Annotated in this window: 17 protein-coding genes and 1 riboswitch; of the genes, 12 read left to right on the top strand and 5 right to left on the bottom strand. The window is 71.6% G+C overall.

The window, feature by feature from the left end:
* Position 1: 1 nt before the first annotated feature.
* The 3 genes from ABZX85_RS14490 to ABZX85_RS14480 form a co-directional block, all read right to left on the bottom strand.
* Positions 2 to 1,063: an iron chelate uptake ABC transporter family permease subunit gene (locus tag ABZX85_RS14490; protein WP_355866901.1), complete on the bottom strand. Its 1,062-nt coding sequence runs from the start codon at positions 1,061 to 1,063 to the stop codon at positions 2 to 4.
* The gene (locus ABZX85_RS14485; protein ID WP_355866898.1) at positions 1,060 to 2,118 is read right to left on the bottom strand and encodes an iron ABC transporter permease; all 1,059 of its coding nucleotides are present in this window, start codon (positions 2,116 to 2,118) and stop codon (positions 1,060 to 1,062) included. Before ABZX85_RS14485 ends, ABZX85_RS14490 begins: the two co-directional genes overlap by 4 nt.
* Positions 2,119 to 2,190: 72 nt before the next feature.
* Positions 2,191 to 3,537, bottom strand: coding sequence for a lysine N(6)-hydroxylase/L-ornithine N(5)-oxygenase family protein (locus ABZX85_RS14480; RefSeq protein ID WP_355866895.1), 1,347 nt, complete (start codon positions 3,535 to 3,537; stop codon positions 2,191 to 2,193).
* Positions 3,538 to 3,788: 251 nt separating this feature from the next.
* Between ABZX85_RS14480 and ABZX85_RS14475 the strand changes: the two genes are divergently transcribed.
* The 12 genes from ABZX85_RS14475 (at position 3,789) to ABZX85_RS14420 (ending at position 17,955) form a co-directional block, all read left to right on the top strand.
* Positions 3,789 to 4,736 carry a methionyl-tRNA formyltransferase gene (locus ABZX85_RS14475; RefSeq protein ID WP_355866892.1) on the top strand — a complete coding sequence of 316 codons (948 nt, stop codon included), beginning with the start codon at positions 3,789 to 3,791 and terminating at the stop codon, positions 4,734 to 4,736.
* Between the two features lie 165 nt (positions 4,737 to 4,901).
* Positions 4,902 to 6,023, top strand: coding sequence for a PP2C family protein-serine/threonine phosphatase (locus tag ABZX85_RS14470; protein ID WP_355866889.1), 1,122 nt, complete (start codon positions 4,902 to 4,904; stop codon positions 6,021 to 6,023).
* Between the two features lie 60 nt (positions 6,024 to 6,083).
* Entirely contained in the window at positions 6,084 to 6,662 is a 579-nt protein-coding gene (locus tag ABZX85_RS14465) for a hypothetical protein (protein WP_355866886.1), read from the top strand.
* Between the two features lie 72 nt (positions 6,663 to 6,734).
* Positions 6,735 to 6,847, top strand: a riboswitch (SAM riboswitch).
* 299 nt (positions 6,848 to 7,146) lie between these two features.
* Positions 7,147 to 8,763 (top strand): ABC transporter substrate-binding protein, encoded by a 1,617-nt coding sequence (locus ABZX85_RS14460; protein ID WP_355866884.1) that lies wholly within the window; start codon positions 7,147 to 7,149, stop codon positions 8,761 to 8,763.
* A 1-nt stretch (position 8,764) separates the two neighbouring features.
* Entirely contained in the window at positions 8,765 to 9,724 is a 960-nt protein-coding gene (locus ABZX85_RS14455; RefSeq protein WP_355866882.1) for an ABC transporter permease, read from the top strand.
* Positions 9,721 to 10,599, top strand: a complete 879-nt coding sequence (locus ABZX85_RS14450) for an ABC transporter permease (RefSeq protein WP_355866880.1) — start codon at positions 9,721 to 9,723, stop codon at positions 10,597 to 10,599. The genes ABZX85_RS14455 and ABZX85_RS14450 overlap by 4 nt, the downstream gene beginning before the upstream one ends.
* Positions 10,596 to 12,218: an ABC transporter ATP-binding protein gene (locus ABZX85_RS14445; RefSeq protein ID WP_355866877.1), complete on the top strand. Its 1,623-nt coding sequence runs from the start codon at positions 10,596 to 10,598 to the stop codon at positions 12,216 to 12,218. The genes ABZX85_RS14450 and ABZX85_RS14445 overlap by 4 nt, the downstream gene beginning before the upstream one ends.
* A complete protein-coding gene (locus ABZX85_RS14440) occupies positions 12,215 to 13,210 on the top strand; it encodes an LLM class flavin-dependent oxidoreductase (protein ID WP_355866874.1) in 996 nt (331 codons plus the stop codon). Before ABZX85_RS14445 ends, ABZX85_RS14440 begins: the two co-directional genes overlap by 4 nt.
* 124 nt (positions 13,211 to 13,334) lie before the next feature.
* Positions 13,335 to 14,027 carry a FadR/GntR family transcriptional regulator gene (locus ABZX85_RS14435; RefSeq protein ID WP_355866871.1) on the top strand — a complete coding sequence of 231 codons (693 nt, stop codon included), beginning with the start codon at positions 13,335 to 13,337 and terminating at the stop codon, positions 14,025 to 14,027.
* 76 nt (positions 14,028 to 14,103) lie between these two features.
* Entirely contained in the window at positions 14,104 to 15,504 is a 1,401-nt protein-coding gene (locus ABZX85_RS14430; RefSeq protein WP_355866868.1) for a four-carbon acid sugar kinase family protein, read from the top strand.
* 46 nt (positions 15,505 to 15,550) lie between these two features.
* A complete protein-coding gene (locus tag ABZX85_RS14425) occupies positions 15,551 to 16,531 on the top strand; it encodes an NAD(P)-dependent oxidoreductase (RefSeq protein WP_355866865.1) in 981 nt (326 codons plus the stop codon).
* Positions 16,528 to 17,955, top strand: a complete 1,428-nt coding sequence (locus ABZX85_RS14420) for a gluconate:H+ symporter (protein ID WP_355866862.1) — start codon at positions 16,528 to 16,530, stop codon at positions 17,953 to 17,955. Before ABZX85_RS14425 ends, ABZX85_RS14420 begins: the two co-directional genes overlap by 4 nt.
* Positions 17,956 to 17,961: 6 nt before the next feature.
* Here the strand turns inward: ABZX85_RS14420 and ABZX85_RS14415 are convergent, their stop codons facing one another.
* Together ABZX85_RS14415 and ABZX85_RS14410 are read right to left on the bottom strand one after the other, a co-directional pair.
* On the bottom strand, positions 17,962 to 19,701 hold the full coding sequence (locus tag ABZX85_RS14415) for an AIPR family protein (protein WP_355866859.1): 1,740 nt from the start codon (positions 19,699 to 19,701) through the stop codon (positions 17,962 to 17,964).
* Between the two features lie 93 nt (positions 19,702 to 19,794).
* Positions 19,795 to 21,684 carry a beta-L-arabinofuranosidase domain-containing protein gene (locus tag ABZX85_RS14410; protein ID WP_355867903.1) on the bottom strand — a complete coding sequence of 630 codons (1,890 nt, stop codon included), beginning with the start codon at positions 21,682 to 21,684 and terminating at the stop codon, positions 19,795 to 19,797.
* Between the last annotated feature and the right edge of the window lie 73 nt (positions 21,685 to 21,757).

The following is a 21,757-nucleotide window of genomic DNA, read 5'->3' as shown; positions in this document are numbered from 1 at the left end:
GCTACTTCAGGTTCGCCCGCACCAACAGATAGACAAGGAACGGCCCGCCGATCGCCGCCGTCACCACGCCGACCGGCAGGGTCACCGGCAGCAGGGAGCGCGCGACGAGGTCGGAGCCGAGCAGCAGGACCGCCCCGAAGAGCCCGGAGGCGGCCAACGGGGGCGTGGGGCAGCGCCCCAGACGCATCGCCACCTGCGGGGCGACCAGCGCGACGAACGGCACCGGGCCCGCCGCGCTCACCGCGACCCCGGCCAGCAGGACCGCGCACAGCAGCAGCACGGCCCGTACCGCGGAGTGCCGTACGCCGAGGCCGGCCGCGACGTCGTCGCCGAAGTGGAGGGGTTTGAACTGGAAGGCGACGCAACTCACCGCGATCAGCAGGGGGATCGTGCACCACAGGGCGATCCACACCTCGTTCCACGACCGGTTGTCGAGCGAGCCGACCAGCCACGCCTGCGCGCGGGCGACGTCGCGGATGTCGGCGCGGACCAGCAGCCAGGTCGTCAGGGCCTGCATGACGGCGCTGACCGAGATGCCGATCAGGATGAGCCGGAAGCCGTCGATGCCCCGCCGCCAGGCGAGGAAGTAGACGAGCAGGCCGGTGCCGAGCCCGCCGAGCAGCGCCGCGGACGACAGTCCGAGGGTGTCGGTGATCGCGGTGGCCGCCCCGCCGGAGACCGTGACGAGGAACACGGCGACGGTGCTCGCACCGGAGGTGATGCCGAGGATGTCCGGGCTGGCCAGCGGGTTGCGGGCGATGGACTGGGTGATCGCGCCGGAGACGCCGAGCGCGATCCCGACGACGAGGCCGGCCAGGGCGCGCGGCATCCGCAGGTCCATGATGACGAACCTGTCGACCTGTTCGCCGCCGCCGAAGAGCGTGGAGACCACCCGGTCGAGGCCGATCGGGAAGTCGCCGGTGCCGATGGAGAGGCAGAACAGCAGGAAGGCCGCCGCCGCGAGGACCAGGGTGACCAGGGCGATCCAGGGCCGCCAGACGAACGAGACCCGGCCGAGCCTGAGGCCCGGCGTCATCGAGGGCTTCAACTCTGTCCCGTTCATGCGCTCTTGAACTTTCCGCGGTAGACGAGGACCGCGAAGAACGGCGCCCCGAGGAGCGAGACGACGACGCCCGCGTCCAGTTCGCCGGGCCTGACGACGAGCCGGCCCACGATGTCGCAGACCAGCAGGACGACGGCGCCGAGCAGTCCGGCGTAGGGGACGAGCCAGCGGTAGTCGGGTCCGGTGAGGTGGCGGGCGATGTGGGCGACCATCAGTCCGAGGAACGCGATGGGTCCGCAGGCGGCGGTCGCGGCGCCCGCGAGGAGGGTGATGGCCGCGATGCCGATGATCCGGCTGCGGGTGACGTCGACGCCGAGTCCGCGCGCCACGTCGTCGCCCAGGTTGAGCAGGTTCATCGCGGGCAGGGTGACGAGGGCCAGGAGCAGGCCGGCCGCGATGAAGCCGGTGATGGGCCAGATGACGTCGAAGCCGGTCCCGGCGACCGATCCGGCGTTCCAGAACCGCAGGGCGTTCAGGGCCTGTTTGTCGCCGAGGGCGATCGCGGTGGTCATCGCCGCGAGGAACACGGTGATGCCCTGCCCGGCGAGGGCGAGGGTCAGCGGGTTCCCGGCGCCCCGGCCGATGCTGGCGAGCCCGAACACCACGACTCCGGCGAGCCCGGCGCCGAGGAACCCGAACCACACGTACTGGTAGGGGCTCGCGAACCCGAACAGCGAGATCGCGGTGACGACGGCGAAGGACGCGCCCGCGTTCACGCCGAGCAGCCCGGTGTCGGCGATGGGGTTGCGGGTGTAGCCCTGGATGAGAGCGCCGCCGACGCCGAGCGCGAGGCCGGCGACGACAGCGAGGACCGTCCGGGGCACGCGGACCGTCTGGACGATGAGCCGGATCTCGGTGAGCCGCTGGTCGTCCTGCGGCCCGGCGAACAGGCCGTGCCACACCTCACCGAGGCTCAGCGCCCGTGCCCCCACGGCGAGGGAGACCGCCGAGGCGATCACGAGGACCACCACGAGGGTGCCCAGACCTGCGACCCGGCGCCGGCGGGTGCGGTGCAGTCCCCCGGTGGCGGGGCGCGCAACAGTAGTCGTGCCCATGACGTCGTACGTTATCTCTTCGCTCTGTGGGTGACGGCGGGCCCCGCGTGCGCGCGACGCGGGGCCCCGGTGTCAGCGGGTGGTGCCGTCGGCGCCCGAACGGACCTCGTCCGAGGCGGACTTCAGGCCCCGGTCGAGAAGCGAGTCGAGGATCTCGCCGACCCTGATCGCCGTGTTGGACAGCAGCGAGGAGGTGATGCCGTGGGTGTGCTCGGTGCCGCCCTGGAGGTAGATGCCGCAGTGCGTGCCGGGGGCGGTGGCGATGCGGTAGTCGCGCTCGACGCGGACCCGGCCCTCGTCGTCGCGCAGGCAGCGCTCGGCGACGTCGCCGAGGAGGCCGAGCGGGTCGGCCTGGCGGTAGCCGGTGGCGAACACCACGACGTCCGCGTCCAGATACGTTTCCTCGCCTGTGACCAGCGACGTCACGGTCGCGGTGACCTTGTCGTCGCTCTCCTGGACGCCCGTGAGGCGGGCGACGTTGAGGAATTTGAGGCGCTCGGTGCCGAGGACCTTCTCCTGGTACGACTGGCGGTACAGGTCGTCGATGAGGTCGATGTCCACCACGGAGTAGTTGGTGTTGCCGTGGTAGTCCATCAGCCGCCGCTTGGTGTCCTCGGGGGCCGCGAAGTACTCGTCGACCGCCTGCGGGTCGAAGATGCGGTTGGCGAAGCCGCTGTCATCGGCGGGGCTGTAGCCGTAGCGGGAGAACACCGCGCAGACCTCGGCCTCGGGGAAGCGGCGGTGCAGGTAGGCGACGTTCTCGGCGGCGGACTGGCCGGCGCCGACGACGACGAACCGCTCGGGTTTCGTGCCGTCCAGCCCCTCGACCTTGGCGAGGAGTTCGGAGTTGTGCCAGAGGCGCTCGCCGCTGGTCACCCCCTCCGGCAGGAGCGGGCGCAGTCCGGTGCCGATGACCAGGTTGCGGGCGCGGTGGACGGCGAGGCCCTCGGCGGAGCGGACGGTGACGTCGACGTACTCGACCTCGCCGTCGCGCAGCACCGGTTCGACGCCGACGACCTCATGGCCGTAGCTGACCTGGTCGTCGACCTTCGCCGCGGCCCACTCGAAGTAGTCGTGGAACTCGACGCGCAGCGGGAAGAGGCTCTTGTGGTTGATGAAGTCGATGAGCCGGCCCTTGCTCTGGAGGTAGCACAGGAAGCTGTACTCACTGGAGGGGTTCCGGAGCGTCACCAGGTCCTTGAGGAAGGACACCTGCATGGTCGCGTCGTCGATGAGCATGCCGCGGTGCCAGCCGAAGCGCGGCTGCTGCTCGAAGAAGTGGGCGGTCACCGCCTGCTCCCGGCCGACGCGGGCGTTGTGCTCGTCGAGTGCGATCGCCATGGCCACATTGGAGGGGCCGAAGCCGATCCCAATGAGGTCGTGGACCAGTGGTGCGTCAGCAGGAAGCACCTGTGACATGTCTCTCCCATCGTGCGGGGCAGTCGCCATGTGTCGGCGTGGGGGAAGCGGAAGACGGGCATGCCGAGAAGCGGCACACCGGCAACTTAGGTGAGCCTAAGCTAATCCCTCGGAGCTGTCGATAGGCGGGGTGTGAACCAGCCGACATCAACGGACGATCCGGGCCCGCCCGTTGAAAGCTAAGGTAAGCCTTGCTTTACTTGCTCCGGCGCTTCACTGATCCGGTCAGCCCTGCCCTGAGGAGGAACCCCATGCGGGTCGTCATGTTCGGTTACCAGACCTGGGGGCACCGCACCCTCCGAGCACTTCTGGACTCCGAGCACGACGTGGTGCTGGTCGTCACGCACCCCAAGAGCGAGCACGCCTACGAGAAGATCTGGAGCGACTCGGTCGCCGATCTCGCCGAGGAGCACGGCGTGCCGGTGCTGATCCGCAACCGGCCGGACGACGAGGAGCTGTTCCAGGCCCTCAAGGACGCCGACCCGGACATCATCGTCGCCAACAACTGGCGTACCTGGATTCCGCCGCGCATCTTCGCGCTGCCCCGGCACGGCACACTCAACATCCACGACTCGCTGCTGCCGAAGTACGCCGGGTTCTCCCCGCTGATCTGGGCGCTCATCAACGGCGAGAGCGAGGTCGGGGTGACCGCGCACATGATGAACGACGAGCTGGACGCGGGCGACATCGTCCGCCAGGAGTCCGTGGCCGTCGGCCCCACCGACACCACCACCGACCTCTTCCACAAGACGTGCGACCTCATCGCGCCCGTCACGGTCGCCGCCCTCGCCGAGATCGCCTCCGGCAGGACGGAGTTCACGAAGCAGGACCGCTCCCAGGCGACCTTCTTCCACAAGCGCGCGGAGACCGACGTCCGCATCGACTGGAACTGGCCCGCGGAGTCCCTGGAGCGCCTGGTCCGCGCCCAGTCCGCGCCCTACCCCAGCGCCTTCACGTACCACCGGGGCAAGCGCCTGGAGATCCTCGCCTCCTTCGTCTCCGAGGCCCGCTACGGCGGCACCCCCGGCCGGATCTTCTACCGCGAGGGCGACGGCGTGGTCATCGTCGCCGGCGCCGACGCGCGCACGGGCGGCAACCACGGCCTGGCGATCACCCGCGTCCGCACCGAGGACGGCCGGGAGCTGGCGGCCACCGACTACTTCACCTCCATGGGCGGCTACCTCACCACCCACCCCTGATCCGTCGGCCCCGGTACGGTCCCGGGGCCGACGTCCGGTCGCCGCCGTCCCCGATCCCTGTCGGGGGCGGCGGCGATCGTCTTTCCCCGGGCGGCGGGGCGATTCTTCGTAACGCGGTGGGACTGCATACGGTATGACCAGATCATCACCTGCCCGGGAGTTCGGATGTCCGGTAGCCGCCGTACGAGACCTGTTGAAGCCTTCGAGGCCATCGAGCCGCCGGGGAACGCCCAGCTCGCGCTGACCGTTCTCGGGGTGACGGTGTCGGTGGAGGCGCTGGGGGAGCTGTCCGGTTCGGCGGTGCTGCTCCTGGGCCTGCTGGTGTTCCTGCCGGGCGCCGCCGCCGCGCTGTGCACCGTACGCCAGACCGCGTTCGTCGCCGCGTGGACGGCGCTGGTCGTGAGTACGACGGTGCTGGCCCGGGGACCCGCCGGGCACTGGCTGGACCGCACGCTCATGGTGGTCATCACCATTGCGCTGGGCGTCGCGTCCACGTACGCCTGCGGCTACCGCATCCGGCGTGAGCACGAGATGCTCCGGCTGCGCTCGACGGCCGCCGCGATGCAGCGGCACATCCTGCACCCCCTCCCCCTGGTCACGGACGACGTCCTGGTCAACGGCGTGTACGAACCCCTCCACGAGGACCGGCTCGTCGGCGGTGACATCTACGACGTCGTCGACTCCCCCTGGGGCACCCGCGTCCTCATCGGCGACGTCCAGGGCAAGGGCCTCGCCGCGGTCGGCGCCGCGTTCGCGGTGATAGGGGCGTTCCGCGAGGCCGCCCACCGCGAGCCGACCCTGACGGCCCTGGTCGACGCGCTGGACGCCGCCGTCGTCCGCCACAACTCCTACGCCACCGACACCGGTGAGGACGAGCGGTTCGTGACGGCGCTGATCCTCGGCATCGACCGGGAGGACGAGGTGCAGGCCGTCAACTGCGGGCACGTCCTGCCGTATCTGCTGCACGACGGCAAGGTCACCTCCCCGCAGCTGGACTCCGGGGTCCCGCTGGGCCTGTCCGCGCTCGCCGCCGAGCCGACCACCGTCGGCTGGTTCGGCTTCCCGCCGCACTCGACCCTCGTCCTGAGCACCGACGGCCTCACCGAGACCCGCGCCGCCGACGGCACCTTCTACCCGGCCGACGAGCGCCTGACCACCCTCGCCGACCGCTCCCCCACCGCCCTCCCCCAGGCCCTCTACGACGACGCCCGCGCCTACGCCGGACACGGCGGCCGGCACGACGACGTCGCCGTCCTCACGGTCCGCCGCGCACAGCGCCGCCCCTGACAGTCATGACCGCCGCCCGTGCGGGTATGTGCCAGTGACGGCACGGACTCGGGAGGGGTCGTGGAGTGGCGGACGGACGATTTCGGCACATCGCACGGGGGCCGGCCGCGCGCCCTCCTGCCGGACGGCACCGAGCCGGACCCGGTCTACTTCGACGTCGGCAGCGGCGCCGACATCCCCAAGTCCACCGAGTGGTGGGTGTACGACGGGACGCTCGGCGCCCCCGAGGCGAGCCATCTGCGCGCCGCCTGCTCCTGCGGCTGGCGCGGCACCACCCACCACCCCCTGGACTGGACCCGGGTCCCCCGCCACCACCCCTACGACTACGACACCTCCGCCCTGCGCCGTGAGTGGACCCGGCACATCGAGGAGGTCGAGTCCCGCTCGGTCCCCCTGCCCGCCGACGTCGAGGCCGCGATCGACGAACTCGACCGGCGCATCGGCGACTTGGCCGACCAGGCGCCGCTGGCCGCGCTGCGCGCCGTGACCGCCCTGGAGCGGATCGCCGCCGAGGCGGGACGGGAGGCGGCGTACAACGTGCGGGCCGACGAACTCTCCTGGGAGGCCGTCGCGAAGGGGCTCGGCCTGACCGAGGAGGACGCCCGCTCCCTGTTGTTCCGGTTCAGTTTCCGGAACTGAGGCGTCCAGCGGGCGAGACGGACGCCGACACTCCGTTGACGGACGCCGACCCCACTCCGTACGCTCGTGATCGGCATTGAGTGTCAGCGTCAAGCCCTGGCTCGCTGACCGGCAACCCTCCCGCGCGGTGGGGTGCTCCAGGTGAAAGCCCGGCGGGGTCGTCGAGGACCCCGCAAGCGCGTGACCCTGTCGGACAGGGTCCTGATCCGGGAGGGACCGGTATGCCGCACCGCAGTGAACTCCGTTCCCCCCTCGCCGTTCTCGCCGCGTCGGCCCCCTTCTCCGGTCTCTCGCGGCGGTGGCACATCGACCTCCAGCGCTGTACCAGCGCTCTGTGTCGCGGCTGACCGCGTCTTCCGCCACCGCCTGACCCTCCCCCCCTTCTTCCTTCACGCCTCCGTACCCCCACGCACCCCGGAGGTGATCACTCCGCGCGCCCGTCCGCCCTGCGGCGCGCGGTGACACGAACAGGAGACCCCGTCCCGTGACGGCTCAACTTCCCCTGCGCTCCACCAGATTCGCGGCGACCACCGCGCTCGTCACCTCCTCGCTGCTGCTCGCCGCCTGCTCCTCGGGCGGCGACGACACCACCGCCGGCGGCGCGAGCACGCCCCGCTCGGGCGGCACGCTCACCTTCGCCGTCGGCTCGGACTCCGGCTGCGTCGACCCGCAGCAGGTCGGCAGCAACGACACGATCTACTCGGTACGCCAGCTCGTCGACTCGCTGACCGACCAGGACCCGAAGACCGGCGAGATCGTGCCGTGGCTCGCGAAGAGCTGGCAGGTCAGCGCGGACGCCCGGCAGTTCACGTTCCAGCTCCGCCCCGGGGTCACCTTCAGCGACGGCTCCGCGCTGACCGCGCAGGTCGTGAAGGACAACTTCGACGCGGTCCCGAAGCTCGGCGCCCTCGGCACCCTCGCGCAGGGCTATCTGAGCGGCGTCGAGAGCACGACGGTCGTCGACCCACTGACCGTCAAGGTGACGTTCAAGGCGCCCAACGCCCAGTTCCTGCAAGCGACTTCGACACACTCCCTGGGCATCGAGTCCTCGGCGAGCGTGAAGCTCAGCCCTCAGGAGAAGTGCAGCAAGGGCGTCGTCGGCTCGGGGCCGTTCACGCTCACGCAGTACGTGCAGAACCAGTCGGTCACGCTGGCCAAGCGGGCCAAGTACGCGTGGGGTTCGTCGCTGTGGAGCAAGCAGGGCGAGGCGTACCTCGACAAGCTGGTCTTCAAGGTCGTCCCCGAGGCGGGCGTGCGCGCGGGGAGCCTCCAGTCCGGTCAGGTCGACGCGATCAGCAGCGTCGGCAAGGCCAACGAGGCGGCGCTGCAAGGCGTGAACCTCCAGCGGCGGGCCAACCCGGGCGTGGTGTTCGGGCTGTCGCTGAACAACTCGCGGCCGGTCCTGAAGGACGTACGGGTCCGGCAGGCGATCCGGTACGCGATCGACCGGCAGCAGATCGCGACGACGATCTTCCCGACCGGCACCCAGCCCGCGACCAGTGTCCTCGCGCACACGACGCCCGACTACGCCGACCAGGGCGCGGGGCTCACGTTCGACGCGGCGAAGGCCAAGTCCCTGCTGGACGCGGCCGGCTGGAAGGCGGGCGGGGACGGCATCCGCACGAAGGACGGCGCGAAGCTGAGCCTGACGGTGAAGTGGTTCGCGAACTCGGCGACCAACCAGCCCGCCCTGGAGCTGATCCAGCAGCAGCTCAAGGACGTCGGTGTCGGCATCGTCCTCCAGCAGCTCCAGATCGCGCAGCTCGCCCAGGTCCAGCAGGCCGGTGACTTCGACGGCCTGTGGGGCAACATCACCCGCGCCGACCCGGACATCCTGCGCTCCTCGTTCTCCACGAAGCTCGCCAACATCTACCGGCTGCCGGTCACCCCGCTGGACACCCTCCTCACCGAGCAGGCGGCGGCCACCGACGCCGCGAAGCGCAAGGAACTCGTCGGCCAGGCCCAGAAGCTGATCGTCGACAACGCCTACACCGTGCCGGTCGTCGAGCTCCAGACCCAGCTCGGCGTCGCGAAGAAGGTCCACGCCCTCGCCTTCGACGCCTCCAGCCGCATCCAGCTCCACGACACCTGGATCGGCTGACATGACCCGGTACGTGCTCACCCGGCTCGCCCAGGCGGCCGGCGTGCTGTGGGCGGCGTTCACCGTGTCGTTCCTCGTCCTGTACTACCTGCCGGGCGACCCGGTCTCGGCGATGGCCGGGGCCGGGACGGACAGCGCGCAGATCGACCCGGCCCAACTCGCCGCGCTGCGCCACGAGTACGGCTTCGACAAGCCGCTCCCGGCGCAGTACGCGGACTACCTGGGGCGGGCGGTGCGCGGCGACTTCGGCGACGCGATCTCCACCGGCCGCCCGGTCTCCGCCACCATCGCCGACGCCCTCCCGCAGACCCTCCAGCTCACCTCGCTGGCGCTGCTGCTGGCGGTGGCCGGCGGGGGCGGGCTGGCGTTCCTGGCGACGTACACGCGGGCCCGCTGGCTGCGGCAGACGCTGCTGTCGCTGCCGCCGCTCGGGGTGTCGGTGCCGACGTTCTGGGTCGGGCTGGTCCTCGTCGAGCTGTTCTCGTTCCGGCTGCGCTGGTTCCCGGCGTTCGGCAACGACGGCTTCGACGGGCTGGTGCTGCCCGCCGTGACGCTCGCCGTCCCGACGGGCGCGCTGGTCGCGCAGGTGCTGGCGAAGAGCCTGCTCACGGCGCTGGACCAGGCGTACGTGGAGACGGCCCGCGCGAAGGGGGCCGGGCGGTGGCGCGTCCATCTGCGGCACGCGCTGCGCAACGCGTCGCTGCCCGCGCTGACGGTCGTGGGGCTGCTGGTCGGGCAGCTCGTCGCCGGGTCCGTCGTCGTCGAGACGGTGTTCTCGCGCGACGGGCTCGGCCGGGTGACGGCCGCCGCCGTCTCGACGCAGGACATTCCGCTGGTGCAGGGGGTGGTGGTGTTCGGGGCGCTGGTGTTCGTGCTGGCGAACCTGGTCGTCGACCTCGTCTATCCGCTGCTCGATCCGCGGATCGTGGTCGCTCGGAGCCGGAAGGTGGTGGCCGCGTGAGTCAGGCCGTGCTGGAGAGGGTCGACGAGGCGCCGCCGGCGCCGGCGCGTGAACGCCGGCGTGTGGTGGGGTTCCTGGTGCGGCGGCCCGGTCTCGTCGTGTCCGCGGTGGTCGTGGTGCTGGTGGTGCTGGCCGCGTTCTGGCCGGACCTGTTCACGTCCAAGGACCCGCTGAAGGGGGTGCCTTCGGAGAACTTCCGCGAGCCGAGCGGTCAACACTGGTTCGGTACGGACGAGTTGGGGCGGGACGTGTTCTCGCGGGTCGTGCACGGCGCCCAGTTGTCGCTGAAGGGGACGCTGGTCGCCGTCGGGGTCGCGTTCGTGATCGGCGGGGTGCTGGGGCTGCTCGCCGGGTTCGTCGGGCGGTGGGTGGACGACGTGCTGATGCGCGTCGTCGACGTCCTCCTGTCGATCCCCGCGCTGTTCCTGTCGCTGGCCCTGGTCACCGCGCTCGGCTACGGCACGGTCAAGGTCGCGGTCGCCGTCGGCATCGCGAGCGTCGCCCCCTTCGCGCGGGTCACCCGGGCGGAGGTGCTGCGGGTGCGGCAGGCGGTGTACGTCGAGGCGGCGCACGCGTCGGGGGCCCGCTGGTACTCCGTCCTGTGGCGGCATGTCGTGCCCAACTCCGCCGGGCCGGTGATCGTCCTCGCGACCATCGAACTGGGCAGCGCGATCCTCGCCGTGTCCGCGCTGAGCTTCCTCGGGTACGGGGCTCCGCCGCCCGCGCCCGAGTGGGGAACGCTGATCTCCGACGGACGCAACTACCTCGCGAACGCATGGTGGTTGACGGTGCTGCCGGGGGTGGTGATCGCGGCGGCGGTGCTGTCGACGAACCGGATCGCGCGGGCGCTGGACGACGAGTGGGGGCAGGCATGAGTACCACCGAGGCACTGCTGGAGATCCGCGGCCTTGCCGTCTCGTACGGCACCCGCACCGGCGACCGCGTCCCCGCCGTGCGCGGCGTCGACCTCGACGTCCGGGCCGGTGAGATCACCGCCGTGGTGGGCGAGTCGGGGTCCGGCAAGAGCACCACCGCGCACGCGATCACCCGCCTCCTCGCGGCGAACGGCCGGATCGACGCCGGGACGGTCCGCTTCGGCCGGCACGATCTGACGGCGCTCTCCGAACCGGAGCTGCGCACGATCCGGGGTGCCAGGATCGGCCTGGTCCCGCAGGACCCGACGGTCTCGCTGAACCCGGTCAAGCGGATCGGCGAGCAGGTCGCGGAGGTGCTGCGCATCCACGGCCTGGCGACCCGGCGTTCGGCGGCGCGCGAGGCGGTCGACGTCCTCGCGCAGGCGGGTCTGCCCGACCCGGCGGTCCGGGCCCGGCAGTACCCGCACGAGCTCTCCGGCGGCATGCGCCAGCGCGCCCTGATCGCCATCGCGATCGCCGCCCGCCCGGAGCTGATCGTCGCGGACGAGCCGACGAGCGCGCTGGACGTGACGGTGCAGCGCGTCATCCTCGACCACCTCCAGCACCTCACGGAGACGACGGGCACGGCGATCCTCCTGGTCACCCACGACCTGGGCGTGGCCGCCGACCGGGCCCGGCGGCTGGTCGTCATGTCCGAGGGCAGGGTCGTCGAATCGGGCCCCACCCGTGAGGTCCTGACGGACCCTCAGCACGCCTACACCCGGCGCCTGCTGGCGAGCGCCCCGAGCCTCGCCGAGGCCCGCCCGCGCCCCGCGGCACCGCTCACCTCACCCACCCCGCTCCTCGAACTCCGCAACACCGTCAAGGAGTTCAGGCTCCCGGGCGGCACGCCCCTGCGCGCGGTGGACGACGTCAGTCTCACCCTGCACCGGGGCCGCACCCTCGCCCTGGTCGGCGAGTCCGGCTCGGGCAAGTCGACGACCGCCCGCCTGGCCCTGCGCCTCACCGACGCGTCGGCCGGACAGATCCTCTTCGACGGCGCCGACGTCACGGCCGTACGCGGCGCGAAGGCACGCGAACTGCGGCGCCGGGCGCAGCTCGTGTACCAGAACCCGTACGCCTCCCTGGACCCCCGGTTCACGATCGGCGAGACGGTCACGGAACCGCTGCGGGCCTTCCGGGTCGGCGACCGCGCGTCCCGGTCGGCGCGGGCCCGGGAGCTGCTGGAGCGGGTCGCGCTGCCGGCGTCGTATCTGGAGCGCCGTCCGGCGGAGTTGTCGGGCGGGCAGCGTCAACGCGTCGCGATCGCGCGGGCCTTGGCGCTCTCGCCGGACCTGGTGGTGTGCGACGAGCCGGTGTCCGCGCTGGACGTGTCCGTGCAGGCCCAAGTCCTGGAGCTGCTGGCCGAGTTGCAGGCCGACACGGGGGTGGCGTACCTGTTCATCTCGCACGACCTGGCCGTGGTCCGGCAGATCGCGCACGAGGTCGCCGTCATGAGGTCGGGCCGGGTCGTCGAGACGGGCACGGCGGACGACCTGTTCGCGCGACCCGCCCACGCGTACACCCGTGAGCTGCTCGCGGCGATCCCCGGCCATCACGTACGAACGGACGTCGCATGATCACCTCGCTGTCCTTCCTCACCCCGGGCAACTTCGCCGACGACGACCCGTACACGGGCCTGGAGGAGACGCTCCAACTCTTCACGTACGGCGAGTCATTGGGCTACGACGGCGCCTGGATACGCCAGCGGCACCTGGAGCACGGCGTGGGTTCGGCGGCGGTGTTCCTGGCCGCCGCGAGCCAGCGCACCGAACGCGTCGAACTCGGCACGGCCGTCATCCCGATCGGCTACGAGAGCCCGTTCCGCCTGGCCGAGGACCTCTCCCTCGCGGACGTCCTCTCGCAGGGCCGCCTCCAGATCGGCTTCAGCACGGGCATGCCGCACGCCGAACTCCTCGGCGACCTGGTGTACGACGGCGACTGGCGCTCCTTCGACCTGTCGTACGGCCGTGTCGCGCGCGTCGTCGAGAACCTGCGCGGCGAGTTCCTGGGCGACGCGGACACGGTGATCCACTCCCCCGGCAACGTCCAGCGGCCCCGGCTCCAGCCGTACAGCCCGGGGCTGGTGAACCGGCTCTGGTACGGGGGCGGTTCGCTGCGCTCGGCGCGCTGGGCCGGGGAGCAGGGGCTGAACCTGCTGACCGGCAACATCGTCACCGGCGAGGACACCGACGACTTCGTGACCGCGCAGGCGAACCTGATCGCCGCGTACCGCCGTGCGGAGCCCGGCGCCAGGGTGGCCGTGGGGCGGGTCGTCGTCCCCCTGGACAGCGCGGACGCCGCCGGTCGCGCGCGGTATCTGAAGTACGCGGAGAGCCGGCACGCCCGCACCCTCGCCCCGCAGGGTCCGCGGCGGACCCTGTTCGCGCCGGACGTCGTCGGGACGGCGGAGGAGATCCTGGAGCGGCTCGCCGCCGACCCGGTGGTGGCCTCGGCGTCGGAGCTGCGCCTGGAACTGCCGTACGAGTTCCGGCGGGAGGAGTACGAGCAGATCCTGCACGACGTACGGCACCTGGTGGCACCGGAGTTGGGGTGGAAGCCCGCCGACTGAGGCGGCGCCGGGGGCCGTTGGTGTCGTCGGTATTGACGGCCCCCGTCGCTGCTGTCATTGTTTCCGGCACCGAGACATCAGACGTCTGACATCTGATGTAGGAGCCGAGCGAAAAGACGCGCCCATGTCCCTCGCAGACGACCTCGCGGAGCGGTTGCTGACCGCGATCATCGACGGGCAGTACCCGCCGGACAGCGCCCTGCCGCCCGAGGGCGAGCTGTCCGAGCTCGGCGGGGTGAGCCGGCTGACCGTGCGCGAGGCCGTGAAGGCGCTGCGCGCGCAGAACGTCGTCCGGGTGGTGCGCGGGCGCGGCACGTACGTCAATCCGCCGGACCGGTGGACGGCGCTCGAACCCGTGGTGCGGGCCGCCTCCCGGTCGGCGAGCGGGGCGCTGTCGGAGCGGCTGATCGAGGCCCGGCGGCTGATCGAGAACGGGGCCTGCGAGCTGGCCGCGACGCGGCGTACGGAGGAGGATCTCGCCGGGCTGCGGCGGCAGTTGGAGCTCATGCGGGAGGCCGCCGAGCACGCCGACACCGAGCAATTCGTGCAGGCCGACATCGACTTCCACGACATCGTGATGCGGGCGTCGGGGAACCTGTTCGTGCCGCTGCTGTTCGAGCCGTTCGGGGCGCTGCTGGTGGAGGGGCGGCGGGAGACGTCGGCCGTGCCGGAGATCCGGGCGCATGCCATCGCGCATCACGAGAAGGTGCTGGCCGCGCTGGAGTCGGGGAGCGCGGAGGAGGCCCGGACGGCGATGGACGGGCACATGAACCAGACGGCGGACGATCTGCGGACGCATGTGATCAAGCAGGGGTGAGCACCGGTCCTGCCGGCTCTCGCGGGGTCGTGTCCATGAATCCGGGGTCGTATCCATGAAACGAGGCTGATGTCCCATGCCCACGCACACCCCTGAGTCCACCGTCCTGGCCGGTGTCCCGCCGGTCCGCGAGGTGTCCGCCGCCGAGGTCGCGGCCCGTCTCGCCGGGGCGCCCCGGCTGGTCGTCCTCGACGACGACCCGACCGGCACCCAGACCGTCGCCGGTCTCCCGGTCCTCACGTCCTGGTCGGTCGACGACCTGCGCTGGGCGCTGCGCCAGGACACGGCCGCGTTCTTCGTCCTCACCAACACCCGCAGCCTGTCCGGGGAGTCGGCCGCCGAACGCAACCGTGAGGTGGTGCGGGCGCTGCGCGAGGCGTCGGCCGCCGAGGGGGTCGCGTACGTGCTGGCCAGCCGGGGGGACTCGACGCTGCGGGGGCACTTCCCGCTCGAAACCGACGTCCTCGCCGAGGAGTTGACGGGAGTCGACGGAGTCGTACTGGTCCCGGCCTACATCGAGGCGGGGCGGCTGACCGTGGGCTCCCGGCACTGGATGCGGACTCCGCGGGGGCTGCTGCCCGTCGGCGACAGCGAGTTCGCGCGCGACGCGACGTTCGGATACCGCAGCTCCTTCCTCCCGGACTGGGTCGAGGAGAAGACCGGCGGCCGGGTGCGTGCCGACGAGGTGCTCCGGATCACCCTCGACGACCTGCGCGGCGGCGGGCCCGCCCACACCGCCCGTCTGTTGTCGACGCTGCGGGGCGGCCGTACAGCGGTCGTGGACGCGGTGTGCGACGACGACCTGCGGGTGCTGGCGGTGGCGGCGGCCGAGGCGAAGGACACCCGGCTGCTGTACCGGGTCGGCCCGTCGTTCGTGCGGGCCCGCGCGGGACAGGAGGGCCGGCCGCCGCTCACCCGGGCCGAGTTGAGCGGGCTGCGGACGGCGGGCGGGCACGGGCTGATCGTCGTCGGCTCCCATGTCTCGCTGACGACACGGCAGTTGGCGCGACTGCGGGAGTGCGGCGGTGTCGCCGAGTACGAACTCGACGTGACCGCCCTGCTCGACGGCGACCGCCGCGACGGCCATGTCGACGAGGTCGCGTCGGCCGCCGCCGGGGCACTGGGCTCGGCGGACGTCGTGCTCCGCACCTCGCGCACCCTGGTGACCGGCGTGGACGCGGACGCGAGCCTCGCGATCTCCCGGCGGGTGTCCGCCGGGCTCGTGGAGACCGTCCGCCGGGTCAGTGCGCTGCGGCGGCCCGCGTTCGTCGTCGCGAAGGGCGGGATCACCTCCAGCGACACCGCGACCGAAGGGCTCCGCATCCGCCGCGCGTGGGCGCGCGGGACGCTGCTGCCGGGGATCGTCTCGCTGTGGGAGCCGGTGGAGGGGCCCGCCGCCGGGATTCCGTACGTCGTGTTCGCGGGGAACGTCGGTGACGACGAGGCGCTGGCCGACGCGGTCGCGCTGCTGCGGTGAGGTAACACCCCTTTCTTCTCGTTGACTTCTCTCGGAGAGGACGAAGATGTCCGCCCTGCCTCATATCGCCGGCCTGCCTCATGTCGCCGCCCTGCCCCGTACCGCTGTCCTCGGTCTTGGGGCCATGGGTCTGCCCATGGCCCGCCGCCTCGCCGCCGAACTCCCTTTGTCCGTCTACGACATCGACGCCGGACGCCGGGCCGCTCTGGCCGCCGAGGGCGCGCATGACGCCGCGTCGCCCGCCGAGGCCGTGCGGGACGCCGACGTGGTCGTGGTCGCCGTGCGCGATCAACTCCAGGTGGAGGGGGCGTTGTTCGGGACGGCGGGGGCCGTCGAGGCGTTGCGGGCGGGGGCTGTCGTCGTCCTCACGAGTACGGTCGGACCCGAGGCGGCGCGGGGGACTGCTCAACGGCTTGCCGAGCGCGGGGTGTTGACGGTGGACGCGCCGGTGAGCGGTGGGCCGGTGCGGGCCGGTGCCGGGGATCTGCTGATCGTCGTGGGCGCCGAGGAGGCCGCGCTCGGGGCGGCGCGGCCGGTGCTCGAACGGCTCGCGTCGACGTTGACCGTCGTCGGGGCGCGGCCCGGGGACGGGCAGGCGATGAAGGCCGTCAACCAGCTCCTCGCCGGGGTGCACATCGCCGCCGCCGCGGAGGCGATCGCGCTCGCACGGGGGCTGGGGCTGGACCCCGCGACCGTCGTGGAGAGCCTGAGCCAGGGGGCCGCCGGGTCGTTCATGTTCGCCGACCGGGGGCCGCGCATGGTCCAGTTGTACGACGGGACGGGGGAGGCCGAGGTCAAGTCGCGGCTCGACATCTTCGTGAAGGACATGGGGATCGTCACCGGTGTCGCGCGCGACGCGCATGTGCCGGTGCCGCTGGCGGCAGCCGCCGAGCAGGTGTATCTGCTGGGCGAGAAGGCGGGGTTGGGGGCCCGGGACGACTCCTCCGTGGTCACGGTCCTGTCCCCGTCACCGTCCCCGTCTGCGTCTGCGTCTGCGTCTGCGTCGCGGGAAGGGGCCGGCCGATGAGCCACGGCGCGCTGCTCGGGATCGCGGCGGCCGGTGTCGGTCTGCTGCTCCTGCTGATCCTCAGGGGCAAGGTCCAGCCGTTCGTGGCGCTGGTCGTCGTCAGCATCGGTGTCGCCCTCGCGGCCGGGGTGCCCGCCGCCGACCTCGTGAAGACCGTCGAGGAGGGGATGGGCGCGACGCTGGGGCACATCGCCACGATCATCGCCCTCGGTGCGATGATCGGCCGCGTCATCGAACTCTCCGGCGGCGCCCACGCGTTCGCCCACTCCCTCATCGACCGCTTCGGCGCGAGACGCACCCCGTTCGCCCTCACCGTCGCCGGGTTCGTCCTCGGCATCCCCGTCTTCTTCGAGGTCGGCCTGATCATCCTGATGCCGATCGCGTACGGCGTCGCGCGGGCGTCCCGCAAGCCGCTGCTGGTGTACGCGCTGCCGATGGGCGCGGCAATGCTGACCGTCCACGCGTTCCTGCCGCCGCACCCCGGTGCGGTCGCCGGGATCGAGGCGATCGGCGCGAGCCAGGGGCTGGTGCTGCTGATGGGGATTCCCCTCACGGCGGCCGTGGTGGTGCTGGGGTACTTCGTGTCGCGGCGGATGACGCGGCGGGAGTATCCGATGGACCCGGCGGTGCGGGCGGAGGTGTACGAGGCCGACTCGGGCGGCTCCGGCGCCGGTTCGACCCCGGTGCGCGCGGGCGACGGTCACGGCACGGCCGTTCTCACCGAGCCGTCCGCCGTCGACACCGACGTACCCCCGCCGTCCTTCGGCATGGTCCTCGCCCTCATCGTCACCCCGATCCTCCTGATCCTCCTCGGCACGATCGGCGAGAACGTCCTGGCGGAGGGCTCGACCCTGCGCGCGGTCCTCACCGTCCTCGGCGCCCCGATGGTCGCCCTCCTCATCGATGTCGCCCTGTGCGGCTGGCTGCTCGGCGCCCGGCGCGGCTGGGACCGGGCCCGCGTCGCGGAGGTGATGGGCTCGGCGCTCCCTCCCGTCGCCATGGTCATCCTCGTCGCCGGCGCGGGCGGCGTCTTCGGCAAGGTCCTCGTCGCCAGCGGCATCGGCGACGCGATCGCCGACGTCCTCGAACGCACCGGCCTCCCCGCCCTGTTCCTCGCCTTCCTCACCGCCCTCGCCCTGCGCGCGGCCCAGGGCTCAGCCACAGTCGCCCTGATCACGACAGCCGGCATCCTCACCCCCCTCCTCCAACGCGCCGACCTCACAACCGGCCAACTCTCCCTGGTCGCCCTCTCCATGGGCGCCGGCGCCCTCACCCTCTCCCACATCAACGACGCCGGCTACTGGATGTTCACCCGCCTCGCCGGCCTGGACGTCGCGTCGGGTCTGCGGACGTGGACGGTGCTGACGACGGTGATGGGGTGCGCGGGGTTCGTGCTGACGGTGGGGTTGTGGGTGGTGGTGTGAGGCGGCTCAGCGTTCGACCTGGTACCGGCTCTGCGAGACGACGTCCTGGCGGAGTTTGTTGGTGAAGTCCAGGGTGCGGGCGATGCGGTCGACCCCTCCGGCCTTGCTGTGCCTCAGCGCGCTCCTGAAGTTGTTCTCGAGCGTGCCGCTCATCCGGGCCATGAGGTCGTCGGTGAGATGGTCGAGGTCGATGTTGAGCAGGTCCCGCACCGTGGGCTGCCGCAGTCGCGTGAGGGTGTAGGCCGACATGGCGGTGAGCGGGTAGAGCCAGTTCTCCACGGAGTCGCCGAGCAACGGCTTGTCCTCCGCCTGGTGCGCGAGGAAGCCGCGTATCCGGAAGTGGACGTCGAGGCAGAGCCGGTAGATGTCCAGGTCGTGGCGGGCGGTGAAGATCTGCTTGTAGTGCTGGTTGTCGAGGAGCAGGCCGTCGGAGTGTCTGAGCGCGGTGTGCGGTTCGCGCAGGACGAAGGCCATGAACTCGCGGGCGAGCCGGGCCATGCTGACCACTCGGTCGAGCGGGAAGCCCTGGTTGCGGTAGTAACTGGCACGGCGCTCGTAGTAGTAGCCGCCGGCCTGGTTCAGGCTCTCCTCGATGTCCTTCTGAATGGGTTCGGTCGCCCGCAGCGCACCGGCGGGCAACTGGGTCTGGCTGTTGGTGGCCCGGATGATGCGGTCGCGGGCGGTGCCGGACTCGGGCGCGACCACGATCTTCACCAGGAGCGAGCGGTCGCGGTGCTGCCCGCCGTTCTGGACGTAGCTGTAGATCTCGTGGCTGGTCTGGAGGCCGTTGACGATCTGCGGTTCCTTGACGACGATCCGCTTGCCGACGATCTGGGCGGCGTCCGCCACGACGGTGACACCGTTGTTGAACCACCAGAAGTCCTCCCCGGTACCGGACTTGAGGGTGTCGCCGATCGCGTTGTTGACGTCCGTGGAGCCCGCGTAGTCGCGCACGTTCGACTCGAACAGCTCCAGCCGCAGGGCTTCGTTGTCCGACGTGATGAACTGGTAGTACTCGTCGAGCCGGGCCAGGCACACGTAACCCTCGCCCAGCGACGTGCTCATCGGGGTCTCCGTGAAGACCAGTTGCGCGACCGCCTTGGCGCCACGGGCGGTGCGCTCACGCAGGTCGGCGGCGTTCAGGTACTCCAGGTCCGCCTTCGCGTCGGACGTGATCGTCTCCAGTTCCCGGCGCAGCCGGTCACCCTTGGACTTGACGTTGGGATGGGGGGTCTCGGCGGACTTGTTGGCGTAGATGACCTTGACGTGGACCTGGGGGAACGACGAGGCGAGTTCCTCCAGGACGTGCAGGAACCGCCGGGTGCGGTCGAGGAGTTTGGCGTTGGTGTGGCCGATCAGGTCGTCCTCGTCGCGGCCCATGTCGAGCAGGGTCGGCAGATGGAAGTGCAGCTTCTCGATCACCGTCTCCTGGTACCCCGAGGAGTTCTTCGCCTGGAGGATCACCAGCTCGATCTTGCCCGCCCTGGACGACAGGTACTTGTGCGTGTCGGCGGTGATGTACCGCTCGTCGACGAAGGTCCAGATGCCGTCGATGCCGCAGTCGTGGGAGCCGTCGACGATGCCGTCCATGATCTCGTCGTTGTCGAGGTCCCAGTCCTGTAACGCCTTGTCGGCGGCGAAGAAGGTGAAGAAGTCGTCGCGTGCCTTCTCGGGCGCCTGCTTGCGGTGCTGGTCCTCCAGGATGCGGTCGAGCAGACGCTGATCGTTGCTTTGTGTGGACGTCACAAGAGCTCCCCTACCCCGGCGTCGGATTCCCCCACGGCATGTTGGCAGGACCGGGTGGTTCCCGACACCCCGTTCCCCGGATTCGTCGGCGGATCAGGTTCCCTCCGTCGGCAGCCACACCCTCATCGTCGAAGGCCCCCGATTCGCCCACGAGTGGTACGGCACCAGCACCACCCCGGTCGGCTGGACGTCGGCGGTGGGGCTCGGTTCGTGGAGGGGGTGGTACGGCCAGCTGGTGTCGGCGGCTTCGGTCGTCACCGAGCCCGATGCGACGACCGTGTGCGCGGGGCCGTCCTCCAGGCGTCCGCCGGGGTCGACGCGGAGGGTGTCGACGTCTCGGTCGCCGGGGAGGTCGACGGATTCGGCGCAGTAGACGACGGGGCCGCGCTGGACGGCGACGGTGCCGCGGACGGCGTCGATGCGGGGGTCGGGGGTGAGCCAGCGGGGGGTCATGGGGAGGGTGAGGGTGATGTCGTCGCCGGGGCGGAAGACGCGGGTGACCTGGGTGGTGCCGGGGTGGACGGGGCGGCGGGTGCCGGTCGGGTCGGTGAGCCAGGCGGCGGCGCCCCGGGTCCAGCCGGGGACGCGCAGGGAGAGGGTCCAGGGGTGGGCCGGGGAACGGTCGACGGTGACGGTGACCGTGCCGTCGTGGGGGTAGTCGGTGCGGATGCGCAGGGCGTACTCCCCGGTGCTGATCTCCGCGTCGGCGTACTGGTGGAGCTGGATGCCGTGGTCGTCGGTGGTCGCGAGCTGGGTGGGGAGCGCGGCCAGGGTGCGGGCGACGTTCGTCGGGCAGCAGGAGACGGCGAACCAGGGGGCGCGCAGGCTGGACTGGGCTCGCGGGCTCTCGGCGTCGGGGGCGGGGACGGTGCCGCGGACGCGGCGGTGGAGGGTGTTGGCGTAGAAGAAGGAGCGGCCGTCCCGGGAGGGGGAGGTGGCGACGACGTTGAAGAGGGTGCGTTCGGCGAGGTCGGCGTAGCGGGGGTCGCCGGTCGCGAGGAGGAGCCGCCAGGCGAGCATGACGGAGGCGACGCCGGCGCAGGTCTCGGAGTAGGCGCGGTCGGGCGGCAGGACGTGGTCGTCGCCGAACGCCTCGTCGCGGTGGTGGGAGCCCATGCCGCCGGTGAGGTAGGTGCGGCGGGCGACCGTCGCCTCCCACTGGCGCTCGACGGCCGCGAGGAGTTCGTCGTCCCCGGTCTCGACGGCGACGTCCACCGCCCCGGCGGCGAGGTAGAGGGCGCGGACGGCGTGGCCCCGGAAGACGGTCGCGTCCCGGACGGGTACGTCGTCCTGGAAGTAGGCGCGCCCGAACTCGCCGTCACCGAGGCGATGTTGACCCCGGCGCGCGATGAACAGGGCGGCCTGGTCGAGGTAGCGCTGTTCGCCGGTCGCGCGGGCGAGTTCGACGAGCGCGGTCTCCACCTCGGGGTGTCCGCAGATCCCGGTGTTGCCGCCCTCGCCGAACACCGTGCAGACGTGGTCGGCGGCCCGGCGGGCGATCTTCGCGAGTTCGCCCTCGCCGCGCGCCCGGGTCTGCGCGACGCCGGCCTGGATCAGGTGGCCGTAGCAGTACAGCTCGTGGCCCCAGGCGAGGTCGCTGTAGCGGGGCTGCTGGCCGGGGCGTCCGAAGGCGGTGTCGAGGTAGCCGTCGGGTTCCTGGGCGAGGGCGACGGCCTCGGTGAGCGCGGCGATCTCGGGGTCGCGGTCACCGTCCCAGGCCATCGCCTCCATGAGTTTGTAGACGTCGGAGTCGGCGAACTCCCGTCCCCTGCGGTCGTGTCGGATACGGCCCTCGGCGGCGGCGCGGAAGTTGCCGATCCAGCCGACGCGTTCCATCCAGTACCGGCAGTGGTCGAGCGTCGCGGTCGCGTTGGTCCGCCTGCGCCCGGCCCAGAACCCGCCGGTGATCCTGACCTCGCCGAGCCCGAGGGGCCGCAGCCGGCCCCGGCTCGGCACGACGGGTGTCGCGAGGGGGCCCGCCATGTTGTCCGTCACCAGTTCAAGCCTTCCGGTCGTCGGAAACCATCCGAAGCCAGTGGGGTCGTCCTCACCAGCG

The organism is Streptomyces sp. NPDC004539 (genome assembly GCF_040610055.1).
Classification (GTDB): domain Bacteria; phylum Actinomycetota; class Actinomycetes; order Streptomycetales; family Streptomycetaceae; genus Streptomyces.
Note: the sequence above shows the minus strand (reverse complement) of the source record. Positions and strands in the feature narration are given on the sequence as shown.

What these genes read in the sequence shown, in the direction of transcription:
- ABZX85_RS14490 (WP_355866901.1), bottom strand. Translation starts at nt 1,063, where the DNA reads ATGAACGGGACAGAGTTGAAGCCCTCGATGACGCCGGGCCTCAGGCTC.
- ABZX85_RS14485 (WP_355866898.1), bottom strand. Translation starts at nt 2,118, where the DNA reads ATGGGCACGACTACTGTTGCGCGCCCCGCCACCGGGGGACTGCACCGC.
- ABZX85_RS14480 (WP_355866895.1), bottom strand. Translation starts at nt 3,537, where the DNA reads ATGTCACAGGTGCTTCCTGCTGACGCACCACTGGTCCACGACCTCATT.
- ABZX85_RS14475 (WP_355866892.1), top strand. Translation starts at nt 3,789, where the DNA reads ATGCGGGTCGTCATGTTCGGTTACCAGACCTGGGGGCACCGCACCCTC.
- ABZX85_RS14470 (WP_355866889.1), top strand. Translation starts at nt 4,902, where the DNA reads ATGTCCGGTAGCCGCCGTACGAGACCTGTTGAAGCCTTCGAGGCCATC.
- ABZX85_RS14455 (WP_355866882.1), top strand. Translation starts at nt 8,765, where the DNA reads ATGACCCGGTACGTGCTCACCCGGCTCGCCCAGGCGGCCGGCGTGCTG.
- ABZX85_RS14445 (WP_355866877.1), top strand. Translation starts at nt 10,596, where the DNA reads ATGAGTACCACCGAGGCACTGCTGGAGATCCGCGGCCTTGCCGTCTCG.
- ABZX85_RS14440 (WP_355866874.1), top strand. Translation starts at nt 12,215, where the DNA reads ATGATCACCTCGCTGTCCTTCCTCACCCCGGGCAACTTCGCCGACGAC.
- ABZX85_RS14435 (WP_355866871.1), top strand. Translation starts at nt 13,335, where the DNA reads ATGTCCCTCGCAGACGACCTCGCGGAGCGGTTGCTGACCGCGATCATC.
- ABZX85_RS14430 (WP_355866868.1), top strand. Translation starts at nt 14,104, where the DNA reads ATGCCCACGCACACCCCTGAGTCCACCGTCCTGGCCGGTGTCCCGCCG.
- ABZX85_RS14425 (WP_355866865.1), top strand. Translation starts at nt 15,551, where the DNA reads ATGTCCGCCCTGCCTCATATCGCCGGCCTGCCTCATGTCGCCGCCCTG.
- ABZX85_RS14420 (WP_355866862.1), top strand. Translation starts at nt 16,528, where the DNA reads ATGAGCCACGGCGCGCTGCTCGGGATCGCGGCGGCCGGTGTCGGTCTG.
- ABZX85_RS14410 (WP_355867903.1), bottom strand. Translation starts at nt 21,684, where the DNA reads ATGGCGGGCCCCCTCGCGACACCCGTCGTGCCGAGCCGGGGCCGGCTG.